General features: G+C 38.5%; 9 protein-coding genes. 8 read left to right on the top strand and 1 reads right to left on the bottom strand.

Features of this window, described 5'->3' with window-relative positions:
- Positions 1-249: 249 nt before the first annotated feature.
- Entirely contained in the window at positions 250-1,023 is a 774-nt protein-coding gene (locus ACFQRG_RS21410) for an ABC transporter ATP-binding protein (RefSeq protein ID WP_380970104.1), read from the top strand.
- A gap of 88 nt (positions 1,024-1,111) precedes the next feature.
- Here ACFQRG_RS21410 and ACFQRG_RS21405 read toward each other — a convergent pair whose 3' ends face one another.
- On the bottom strand, positions 1,112-2,497 hold the full coding sequence (locus ACFQRG_RS21405; RefSeq protein ID WP_380970101.1) for an MFS transporter: 1,386 nt from the start codon (positions 2,495-2,497) through the stop codon (positions 1,112-1,114).
- Positions 2,498-2,849: 352 nt separating this feature from the next.
- On the opposite strand from ACFQRG_RS21405, the gene ACFQRG_RS21400 reads away from it, so the two are divergent.
- The 7 genes from ACFQRG_RS21400 to ACFQRG_RS21370 all read left to right on the top strand — a co-directional run bounded on the left by ACFQRG_RS21400 (position 2,850) and on the right by ACFQRG_RS21370 (position 12,081).
- Complete coding sequence (locus ACFQRG_RS21400) at positions 2,850-3,866, top strand: SIS domain-containing protein (RefSeq protein WP_380970098.1); 1,017 nt, start codon at positions 2,850-2,852, stop codon at positions 3,864-3,866.
- A gap of 12 nt (positions 3,867-3,878) precedes the next feature.
- Positions 3,879-4,700, top strand: coding sequence for a PfkB family carbohydrate kinase (locus ACFQRG_RS21395; protein WP_380970095.1), 822 nt, complete (start codon positions 3,879-3,881; stop codon positions 4,698-4,700).
- A complete protein-coding gene (locus tag ACFQRG_RS21390) occupies positions 4,697-6,748 on the top strand; it encodes a hydantoinase/oxoprolinase family protein (protein ID WP_380970092.1) in 2,052 nt (683 codons plus the stop codon). The genes ACFQRG_RS21395 and ACFQRG_RS21390 overlap by 4 nt, the downstream gene beginning before the upstream one ends.
- Entirely contained in the window at positions 6,749-8,494 is a 1,746-nt protein-coding gene (locus ACFQRG_RS21385; RefSeq protein WP_380970089.1) for a hydantoinase B/oxoprolinase family protein, read from the top strand.
- Between the two features lie 228 nt (positions 8,495-8,722).
- A complete protein-coding gene (locus tag ACFQRG_RS21380; RefSeq protein WP_380970087.1) occupies positions 8,723-9,442 on the top strand; it encodes a GntR family transcriptional regulator in 720 nt (239 codons plus the stop codon).
- Between the two features lie 407 nt (positions 9,443-9,849).
- Positions 9,850-10,875 carry a Gfo/Idh/MocA family oxidoreductase gene (locus ACFQRG_RS21375; RefSeq protein WP_380970085.1) on the top strand — a complete coding sequence of 342 codons (1,026 nt, stop codon included), beginning with the start codon at positions 9,850-9,852 and terminating at the stop codon, positions 10,873-10,875.
- A 198-nt stretch (positions 10,876-11,073) separates the two neighbouring features.
- Positions 11,074-12,081 carry a LacI family DNA-binding transcriptional regulator gene (locus ACFQRG_RS21370; protein ID WP_380970083.1) on the top strand — a complete coding sequence of 336 codons (1,008 nt, stop codon included), beginning with the start codon at positions 11,074-11,076 and terminating at the stop codon, positions 12,079-12,081.
- Positions 12,082-12,145: the final 64 nt, after the last annotated feature.

Genomic DNA, 12,145 nt, shown 5'->3' with positions numbered 1-12,145 from the left:
TTCACCTCAGATAACTGCAAAGCCATTTAAACCAAGTTAGAATGAACTTGGCGGAACGACAAGTGATATTGGTGATTTAGCAAGCGGTTTTCCGAGACAGTCATCTTTATCCGTGAACATTGGCGGTGGATAAATCTATTTAGAGTCTTTTAGACAATTACCCCTTCATTTTGCTATGATACTAGTAACAAATAATCAATATATTTTAAAAAATATATACTAATAGTTAAGAAGAAGGGAAGCTTTAGCATGATCATCGACATAAAAAATGTGACATGGCAGCGTGACGACAAAACAATCTTAAAAGATGTCTCTTGGCAAGTGGAGAAAGGGGAGCATTGGTGTCTTTTAGGTCTGAATGGAGCTGGGAAAACAGCACTATTAAATTTGATTAACGGCTATATGTTTCCGACAAAAGGAGATGTAACGGTACTAGGCTACGAGTTTGGCAAATCGCCTTTACCGGAGCTTCGCAAATTGATCGGTTGGGTAAGCTCATCATTGCAGCAGAGGCTGTACGGCCATGATACCGTTGAGGATATTATTTTAAGCGGAAAATTCGCTTCAATCGGTCTTTATCAGCAACCAGAGGAAAGTGATATCGAAAAAGTCGAGAAAATATTAAAAAACTTGGGATGTGAACAATTCCGTTACCGCAGATATGAAACATTATCTCAAGGCGAGCGGCAAAAGATTTTAATAGCAAGAGCACTCATGGCATCACCAAAACTTTTAATTTTAGATGAACCATGTACAGGCCTTGATATCTTTGCCAGGGAGCAACTTTTATCAATGATAGATAAAATAGCAAACCAGCCGGATGCACCGACACTCATCTATGTGACTCACCATGTTGAAGAAATTTTGCCATGCTTCAGTCACACATTGCTGCTCAAACAAGGCGAAGTGTTTAGAGCCGGGCAAACATCCGATGTTTTAACTGAACAAGAATTGACGGACTTTTTTGAAACCCCTTTAGAAGTTGAGCGTAAGAGAGAGCGGATGGTGCTTTCTTTGAAATAATAGGTATTTATAAAAACTCCTCTATCAGATAGAGGAGTTTTTTATAATAAAAGGAAGCAAAGTTTATGGTTTATAGTATTAAAAACTATTAAAGATGATTAGTTTTATAGGGTTCTCCCTTGGATGATTCCATTTGTTCAGTCACTTCATCCAAAGATTTATTTTTAGTTTCTGAACCAAGAACTAAAACGACTAAAGCGCCGCATATAAGAACAGCTGTTAGCATTATAAATACTCCGGTAAAACCGTAGAGCGGGTAAATGGCACCAATGACGATGGGGGCGAGAATGCTGCCAAAACGGCTAAAACCTGAAGTTGATCCCATGCCAGTCGTACGAATGGCGGTTGGGAATTGTTCAGGCGTATAAGCATAGATAACACCTATACTCATTGTCATAAAGCATGACATGCAAGCCCCAAACAAAACGACTGTAAAGGCAATAGATGCAAAGCCCATGCATAAAGCAGATATAATAGCACAGATCATGCCTATCATAAGTGTTAATTTCCTTCCTATTTTATCAAGGAGAAAAGCGCTTAGTAAATAACCTGGAACTTGTGCTATATAAATGATAATTGAATACAAAAACGATGAAGCAATTTCAAACCCTTGTTTTACGAGCAATGTTGGCAGCCAAGTCAAAAAACCGAAATTGACATACATGATTGCAAACCAGAGAAGCCAAAGCATAATCGTGCGCTTTGCATATTGTTTAGAGAAAAGCGTTAAAATAGATGTTTTCTCTGGGATGACTTCGACGCTATTCTCAAATTCAGGTTCCGGGAGCTTTCTTTTTAAGTATTTTTCAGCTTGCTCTTCTATCTTGGTCATTTCTTTATCTGCTTCTTCGTAACGTCCCTTATGTTCAAGCCAGCGAGGAGATTCCGGTAGATGCCGGCGCCAAACAATAATCATAAAAATAGGCAAAGCGCTGATAAAAATTGCCACTCGCCAACCATTGTCCCATAAAGGTACAATAAAATAAGAGACTAGTCCCGCGCAAATGTTACCAATTGCAAAGAATCCAGTTAAAAGACCAGTGTAACGTCCACGGAATTTACTAGATATTAATTCGGAAAGATACGGTGCAATAATTGCTGCTTCACCGCCCGTCCCGAATCCTGCTATCACCCGTGCCCAGAAGAAAAATCCCCAGTTTGTTGCGAAAGCGCTTAATAAAGTTGCAAGGCTGTAGACGACTAGGGTGAACATGATAATTTTCTTTCTTCCAAAGCGATCAGCGAGATATCCCGAAAAGAGAGTGCCGAATAAGTAACCAATAAATAATGAACTTCCAAGAACCCCTGTTTGCTGTGAAGATAGTGCCCAGACACCAGCTACAACAGGTAAGACAAATGACAGCAATGTACCATCTAAAGTATCGTATATGTACCCTAGTCCAGTTTGAGAAAGCAGTTTTTTGTTATAACGGTTATCAGGGATACGTTCAATTCTAGCATTAATATTTTTCATTCTAGTCCTCCTTTTTTATAAATTTGTAAGCGTTTTAATTTTTCATTAATTTAAGTCAATATACGACATAGCAATGAACCCCTTGAATCATATTGACCTATTATGTTCTAAGTATATACTTGGATTTTGGAATTGTCAATAATCTATTAAGTTTATTTAACCCCAAATATAAGGGGTTTTGTTTTTATTTAAATAACCTTTAATGTTTTTTGTGGTTTAAATGTCCTATATTGTTCTATTTTTTTCTTGACAATTAGCACCCAATATTTTTATAATTTAATAGAACAATATAGAACAATTTATTTGTTCCGATAATTTAAATTGTTTTCATGATAAAATAGGAGGAGAAAAAATGATCAATACTGAATCTAAATTTGGTTTAAATTATTTGGAAGGTTCAATTTTAAAGGATGGTATTTCAAAGATTTATAAAGATTATCATGATAAGGTCGAAGCTATCGTTAAGGAATGGCTGGCTTCAGGAATAGATCAAGTCTATTTTGTTGGCTGCGGAGGTTCAAGAGCTATTATGGAACCTGTTAAACTCATCTTGGATAAATACTCTAGTATTCCAGCAGATGCTTATACAGGTTGGGAATTTGTTAACCGAGCACCAGAACGTTTAAATGAAAGAGCGGCTGTTGTTCTTGCTTCCCATTCAGGTACGACTGAAGAAGTTTTAAAATCTTTAGATTTAGCGAAAGAAAGAGGAGCAAAAACGATTAGTTTCAGTCTTAATGATACGCCGCTACAAAAAGGCGCTGAAAATTCACTTGTTTATAATACGCCAGCTGTTAACTTAGCTAAACTTTTCATGTCTTATCTTGTTACCACACAACTTGTGATTCAAAGCGGCAATAAAGCATTTGGTGAAGAATTATGGCAAGCGCTTTCCGCTTTACCTGAGAAACTTCAAGAAATCATTAATGTAACAGAAGAAAGAGGTAAAGCTCTTGCCAAACAGTATAAAGACAAAAAAGGTTATTATTTAGTTGCTACAGGGATGCTTGCGGGTCTTGCTTACCAGTTCAAAGTTTGTACCCTTTTAGAAATGCAATGGATTCACGCTTCTCATATTAACGCAGGAGAGTTTCGCCATGGGCCTTTTGAAATTGTTGAAGAAGGTCAACCGATGATTTTCTTATTAGGTACTGATGAAAGCCGTCCGGTTGCGGAAAGAGCATTAAACTTTGCTAATCGTTATAAAGCGGATACGATCGTTTTTGATCTTAAAGAATTACCTGAGATTCATCCTTATCTTGCACCATTTGGCGTACATATTGCCTTACAATGGTTTGCTTGGCATTTAGCTCAAGAAAGAGATCATCCGCTGCCAACACGCCGCTACATGTGGAAAGTAGAATACTAGGAGAGAGGAAATATGCAAATTATTGCAGTAGGGGATAATTGTATAGATGTCTATAAGCACTTAAAAAAGGGATTTCCAGGAGGCGGAGCGGTTAATTTTGCCGTTCACGCTTCCCGCCTTGGTGCGGAGACTGCCTATGTTGGCGCTGTCGGAAATGATTATTTTGGTAAATCGCTTAGAGAGGCGCTTATTGACGAAAAGGTAGACATAACTAAACTTGCTGTAAAAGAAGGAGCTACTGCAGCTGCCTATATTGAACTTATAGATGGTGACCGCCATTTTACAGGAAGCGATCACGGTGTAAGGAATCAGTTTTGTGTAAATGAATCAACCAATTTGATGATAAAAGGGGCGGATTTAGTCCATACGACATTAGATGGTAATGTTGATGAACATATTGCAATGTGGAATAGTTTAGGTTTAACAATTTCTTATGACTTTTCCCATAGAGCTACAGAAGATCAGCTTAACCTTTTATCGTTTATTGATATCGCTTTCTTTTCTGGGCAACATTTGGATCCGTTAAAGGTTAAAGACCAATTAAAATATCTTTCAAATATGGGCGCTTCCTTGGTTGTTATTACTTTAGGGGAAAGAGGAAGTGTAGCCATTCACAATGGCGTTATTTACGAACAACCTGCAAAAGATATTAAACCTGTCGATACGCTTGGTGCAGGTGATAGTTTTATGGCTGGCTTTTGTTACAGTTATTTAAAAGAACGTGAAGTGGATAAGGCACTTTCGTTTGCTACAGAAGTAGCAACAAAAACTTGCGGGTATTTTGGCGCTTTTGAACACAACATAGATTTGAGAGGAGAGAACACAATCGTATGAAATACATGATTGGCGTAGATGTCGGCGGTACATTTACAGACTTAACTTTAGTCAATGTAGGAGACAAAACAATTAAAAACCATAAAGTTTATTCTACTCCTGATGATCCTTCAGTTGCCATTATGACGGGTATAAAGGAAATTGCTGAGATGTATGATGTGCCCCTTCAATCTATTGATTATCTGGCACATGGAACAACTGTTGCAACTAATGCTTTAATTGAAAGAAAAGGTGCAGATACTGGTCTTTTAGTAACAAAAGGATTTCGAGATTTGCTTGAGATTGGTGATCAAACCCGGCCAAATCTGTATGATTTGTTTAAAAGGAAACCAGAGCCTTTTGTGAAAGGCTATCTCCGTGAAGAAGTGGAAGAGCGCTTATATGCGGATGGCTCTGTTCATCAAGAATTAAATCGTGAAGCGTTGCTTGAAAGTATTAGTTCCCTTAAAGATGAAGGTGTAGAAGCGGTAGCGGTTTGTCTCCTCTTTTCTTACATTAATCCAAAGCATGAAAAGGAAATAGTTAATACTCTAAAAGAACATTTTCCCGAGGCATATGTCTCGGCTTCACATGAAATTGTTCCAGAATTCCGAGAATATTCAAGGTTAAGTACAACGGTATTAAATGCTTACCTTGGACCTGTTATTAAGCGCTATATGGAAAGATTTCGAGATAAAGTGCAAACAAACGGGATTAAGGTTGACCCTTATATTACTCAATCCAATGGCGGCATTATCTCCATCCAGGAATCAGTTTCGCAGCCTATTCGAACAGCGGTTTCCGGCCCAGCTGCAGGTGTAGTAGCTGCTCAAAACCTAGGTGAATTAACTGGATATAAGAACATGATTACGTTTGATGTCGGCGGTACATCTGCTGATGTTAGTTTGATTGATAATGGAACACCGCAAATTTCAACCGGACGAGAAATTGAAGGATTTCCAGCACAAATTCCAATGCTTGATATTGTTACGATCGGTGCAGGCGGCGGTTCAATTGCTTGGATTGACGAAGGCGGTGCGCTTAAAGTTGGCCCTGAAAGTGCTGGTTCAAAACCTGGACCGGCTTGTTACGGCAGAGGAGGCAAGCGGCCAACCGTAACCGATGCACACGCTGTTCTTGGTCGCATAAATCCAAACCACTTACTTGGCGGTCGAATGGATCTTGATATTAGTGCAGCCGAAGAAGCAATAAACGAACATATTTGCCAAAAATCGAACATAGACAGGGAACGCGCGGCTGAGGGTATCTTAAACGTTGTAAATGCGAACATGGCCCGGGCTATTCGTCTTGTTTCCGTGGAAAAAGGCTATGATCCTCGTGAATTTACACTTGTTTCCTTTGGGGGAGCTGGAGGTTTGCATGCTGCTTCTGTTGCTAAAGCGATGAATATTCCAAGAGTCCTTGTACCGCCGGCCTCAGGAACATATTGCTCTATGGGACTGCTTGTGGCTGATGTTCGATCCGATTATGTTCGAACTTACCCAATTCAGCCAAACGAAGAAAATAAGTGCGACATTCTTACATTGTTTGAAGAGATGAAATCTGAGGGAGAAGCTCTGTTAATAAAAGAACAGGTATCTGAAGATAAAAGAAAATATATTTATGGTATTGATGCGCGGTACGTCGGACAAAACTACGAATTAACCGTTACCTTTAGTGAAGATCAATTACTAGATTTGGATGTATTAAAAGAGCTGTTTCATAAGGAACATGAGAAAGTATACAGCTATAGTAAGCAAGATGCTGATATTGAATTTGTTAACTACCGGTTGACAGCAGTTGGTGAACAACCAAAAGCACCAGTTCGTTATGTAGAAAGCGAGCCGCGTGAAAAAGTACCTGTTAAAAGTTACAGGAATGTCTCTTTTTCTGACGGTTATGTGAAAACACCAATTTACAGTCGCGACGATCTGAGACCAGGTGATAAATTATTAGGTCCAGCAATTATTGAGCAAATGGATTCAACAACAGTTATATTACCAGACCAAACGATGACGGTTGATCATTATTTGAATCTCCTCATCCGTAATGGAAAGGAGTCGTTATAAATGGGGAAAATTGATTCAGTTACTATTGAACTTATTGTGAATCAACTTTTGTCGGTTGCTGAAGAGATGGGAGCAACTCTAGTTAAAACCGCATATTCTACAAATATTAAAGAAAGAAAAGATTGTTCGACGGCTATTTTTAACAGTAAAGGCGAAATTATTGCTCAAGCTGAACATATTCCAATGCATCTTGGTTCGATGATGGGTATTGTTAAGGAGATTCTAAATAAATATCCCCAAGAACAGATTAAGCCTGGTGATATGTTTGTTACTAACGATCCGTATTCAGGCGGGGGCACTCATTTGCCTGATATTACAATCGCAGCACCTGTTTTTTCTTCAGGAGAAATTGTTGCATTTGTTGCGAACCTTGCTCATCATGCTGATGTAGGAGGCAAGGTGCCCGGAAGTACTTCAGGGGATGCTAATAGTGTCTTTCAAGAGGGACTCAGAATCCCATTGACTAAAGTGTGTTCTAATGGAAAACTAATTCAAGATATCGTCGATTTTATTCAGTTGAATAGCCGTACCCCATTTGAGCGGAACGGAGATTTGGGTGCGCAAATTGCAGCAAATAAGATTGGCATTCTTCGGTTAGAAGAAGTAGTTAAACAATATGGAAATGAAAATTTCAATGCATGTACGGATGCTTTATTAGATTATGCGGAATCAATGATGAAGGCTGGTATTCATAAACTGCCGAATGGTGTTTATGATTTCGTTGATTATTTAGACGATGACGGTATTCATCTGGATCAGCCAGTACCTATTAAAGTGAAGATTACTATTGAAGATGAATCAGCGCATCTTGATTTTACCGGCAGCAGCCCACAAGTAAAAGGACCGATTAATGTAACGTTAAATGGGTTGCTTACAACTGTTTTCTATTGCTTTAAAGCAATTATGGGTCCAAGTATATTCTCTAACCAAGGGATATACCGGGCTTTTACAGTTCATGCTCCTGAGAAAAGTATTATCAATTGTCAAGCGCCTTCAGCTGTAGGCGAACGTATTGACACGTGTCAGCGTGTGGTTGATGTGATTTTTGGTGCTATGGCTAAAGCAGTTCCAGACAAAGTCATTGCCGCATCAAACAGTGCTGTTACAACCGCGACTTTTTCAGGGATGCATCCAAAAACGAATCGTTTCTATGTCTATTTAGAGACCGTTGCCGGCGGATCAGGAGCGCATTGTAAAGGGGACGGATTAAGCGGTGTGCAAGTGCACATGACAAATACGTCTAATTTACCGGTTGAAGCTCTTGAACAAGAATATCCTTTATTAGTTGAAAAGTATCAATTGAGTAAGGATTCTGGAGGCGCCGGCAAGTATCGGGGAGGACTAGGGATTCAAAGGGATATACACGTGTTGCATGATGATGTTGTTTTCTCTGGCTTAGCCGATCGTCATAAAATAGCTCCTTGGGGATTAGAAGGCGGAAAAGAAGGGGCTTCGGGAAGTTTTTGGTTAGAAAGAAAGGGTGAAGCTCGAAGACAATTAAGTTCCAAAATCTCTGATGTTGCTTTAAATAAAGGTGATAAAATCAGTGTTTGTACACCAGGTTCCGGAGGCTATGGCAATCCAATAGAGCGTTCTCCAGAAGAGGTTTTAAATGATGTACTTGAAGGTAAAATATCGAAAGAAGTCGCAAAAGATATCTATAAAGTTGCTCTTACTAATGACGGCAAGAAAGTTGACTGGCAAAAAACTGAAGCCTATCGTTCGGATGCAGTGCCACAACCATAATTTAAAAGACTTTTAGGAATTGTCCCTATAAAGTTAATGGGGCAATTCTTTTTATTTCATTATCAGAATGGATATCTTTTCATTAGGGAGTTGTCTTTGTTTCATGATTTGTTACCAGCTAAGTTTTTATTAAAATGTTAAGATAGAAGAAAATATATGGTATAAATGTTATGAGCAATGAACATAGACTTCGGTTAACCGCAAATTATATGTTTCGGGGGCCATCAAATGGAAATTAACAGTAATAATAACATACCGCTTTATCAGCAGTATGCCGAGAAGTTTAGGCAAATGATTCTTAATAAAGAAATATCTGTAGGTGAACGGTTTCCAGCAGAGATCGACCTTGCCGAAAAATATGGTGTTGCACGGATTACAATTAGAAAGGCAATCAATGAATTAGTTCAAGATGACTTACTTGTACGTAAAAGAGGCAAGGGGACATTTGTGGCTGAACCAAAAATTGAACGGAAACTTGTAAACGTCGCAAGTTTTACTGAGCGTATGCAATCCCGGGGAATTAGGGCTGGAGCGAGATGTATAGATGTTAAAGTTATTAATGCAGATGATAAGCTTTCGAAGAAGCTTCGTATACCTAAGAAATCTGAAGTGGTAGAATTAGTTAGGTTACGCTTATCCAATAATGTCCCAGTCGCCCTTGAGCGCTCTTATTTACCGAGTGAAGCCTACCCAGGTATAGAAAAGGAAAATCTCGAAGATAATTCTTTATATCAAATTCTTGAAAGCAAGTATCAAACACGACCAGGTCATTCAAGCAAAACGCTGGAATTGACACGGGCTACATCTTTGGAAGCAAAACTTCTGAAAACTTCGGTCGGTTCTCCGTTATTTTTGATGATTTCCACAGTTTTTACTGAGGAAAACCAAGTAATGGAATATGTGGAAATACTTTTTTTAGGAGACCGGTTTCGATTTCAAGTATATTAAATTGATATTTGATATTTTTACATTGATAATATATCAGGCCCCTTGGAGAAACTTATTAAAGTTTGAACTAAGGGGTTTTTTAGCAATTTTTTAATGTTATGATTATAATTTTCCTTTGCATAGTTTCATCATTTATCCACATGTCACAGGGTCAGACCCCATTAAATGTGGATAAATATTAAAAATTAAAATATTTATTGAAAAATATATACAATTTATATAAAATGATATTCATAGGTACTAAGGAAAGCGCTTAACCTACTTAATTATCCAATATATATATTATTTTAAAGTGATCTTTGGTACCAATTTACACTTAATTATTTGTCATAGCTTTATAGTGTGGTGGGTTTTTTAGGGTGAAAGGGAAAGCGCTTAATTAAATGGATAAGTCAGGAGTGACAGATATGTTGAAAGAAACGCGTGTTGCAACGCTTGGTTTGGGAAGATTGGGTTATTACCATACAAAAAATTTACATGAAAAAGTAAGAGGCGCCAAGCTTGTTAGTGTTGTTGATCCATTTGGAGATCAGGCTGAAAAAGTTGCTGCGGAGTTAGGCGTTGAAAGTTGGTCAAAAGATCCGGATGATGTTTTTCAGGACCCTAATATTGACGCAGTTGTTATTGTAACGCCTACAAGTACACACGGTGAGATGATTAAAAAGGCAGCGAAGCATGGGAAACATTTTTTTGTTGAAAAACCGTTAACACAGTCATTGGAAGAAGCTGATGAGGTCATTCAAGTTATTAATGAAAATAATGTGATTTGCCAGGTTGGGTTTATGAGGCGTTTCGATCCTGCCTATTATGATGCGAAAAAAAGAATAGAAGCAGGAGATATTGGCAAACCGGTATACTTTAAAGGCATCACACGTGATTTCACTTGTCCTCCTGAGGAATTTATTAAAAACAGCGGCGGCATTTTTCTTGATTGTTCCATTCATGATTATGATATTGCCAGATACCTGATGGGAGCGGAAATTACTTCTGTCTCAGCTCACGGTACAGTTGTTCGGCATCCGTTTATGAGTAAATATAATGATGTCGATCAAGGCATGACTTATATAGAATTTGACTCTGGAGCAGCAGGGGATGTAGAAGCAAGCCGGAATTCACGGCACGGTTACGATATTCGTGCAGAAATAATTGGTACAGAGGGTTCATTGTTTGTCGGAACCTTTGGAAATAAAAATACCACACTGCTTAATGCCAAAGGCAGCAATTATGAAATTATCCCTGATTTTCAAACGAGATTTGATGATGCTTATTTGTTGGAATTAGAAGAATTTATTAAATGTGTGCAGGAAAATAAAGAGCCGAGAGTAACAGCGCTTGACTCGAAAATTAATATGAAAATTGCATTGGCGGCAACAAAGTCCTTCCTAAATGGCGGAGAGAAAATAGTTTTAGAAACCGCTAAAGTAACTAACTAAACATTTAACCAATAAGCTTTCGTCCGTAAGCGCTTTATAAAGAGTAAATGAACTGTCAGGGAGCATCCTAATCATACGGGGTACTCCCTCGTTCTATTAACTAATTTAATATCAGGACTAAAAGATAAGTTCTTTATATGAATAATAGAAACAGGCAGATATAATGAAACAAAAGAAGTATTGAAAGAAGGGCAATAAATGAAGCCGACGATATATGATGTTGCGGAAAAAGCCGGTGTTTCTATTGCGACCGTTTCCAAAGTAATCAATAATACAGGGAAAATCAGCGATAAAACAAAGCGAAAAGTTCTTAAAGTCATGGAAGAAATTAAATATCAGCCGAGCGTTGTGGCATCGGCTTTAACCGGGAAAAAGACAAATACCATCGGGTTCCTTATACCTGATATCGCTAATCCTTTCCATGCCGAAATGGCGAGAAGCGTTGAAGACAGAGGGCATGAACTTGGATTCAGCGTTGTCATGTGCAATACTGACAGCAACCCGGAAAAAGAAGCTCAATATCTCGAATGGCTGCAGCGGAAAAGTGTCGACGGTATCATCCTCGGAAGCGGCACACAAAACGATGCCAGTTTAAAAGAATTAATTGAGCAAAAGATTCCGGCAGCTTTAATTGCTACAGATATACCGTCTCTTTCGGTCAATGCGGTATTAATTGACGATTTTTTGGGAGGGTATCAAGCCATAACGCATTTAATCAGTTTAGGTCATAAAAATATCGCCTTTATAGCTGGAAGCTTAAACAATGTTATGGAAAGGGAACGTCTGCGCGGCTATAAGCAGGCACTTGAAGAAGCAGGGATTGAATTCAATAGACATAACCTATTAGTTAACAATTTTTCTTTTGATGATGCAAAACGGTCAATGAAAATGCTGACAGAGTCCGGAGAGAGACCTACAGCTGTGTTTGCATTTAATGATTTATTGGCAATCGGTGCAATCCACGGGGCCAAAGAAGCGGGGTTAAAAATTCCTGATGACTTATCCGTCGTCGGCTTTGATAATACGATCTTAGCTGCTATCAATGACCCGCCGTTAACGACTATCGCCCAGCCGATCCAAGATATGGGACGAAAAGTAACCGATTTATTAATAGAACAAATTAAAGATGATCATACCGTAAAACAACGTGTAGTTTTATTGCCGGAATTAATTGTTCGTCAAACGACAAGTCCCCCGAAAATATAAGTTTTATCACTGAAAGGGTGTCACTTTTTTGGAAGCTATAAGGGAGAAAAAAGAGCAAAATCAA

Origin of the sequence: Scopulibacillus cellulosilyticus, from assembly GCF_042665295.1 — a bacterium.
Lineage (GTDB): Bacteria > Bacillota > Bacilli > Bacillales > Sporolactobacillaceae > Scopulibacillus_A > Scopulibacillus_A cellulosilyticus.
The sequence above is the reverse complement of the archived record's forward strand: the minus strand, read 5'-3'. Positions and strand labels throughout refer to the sequence as shown.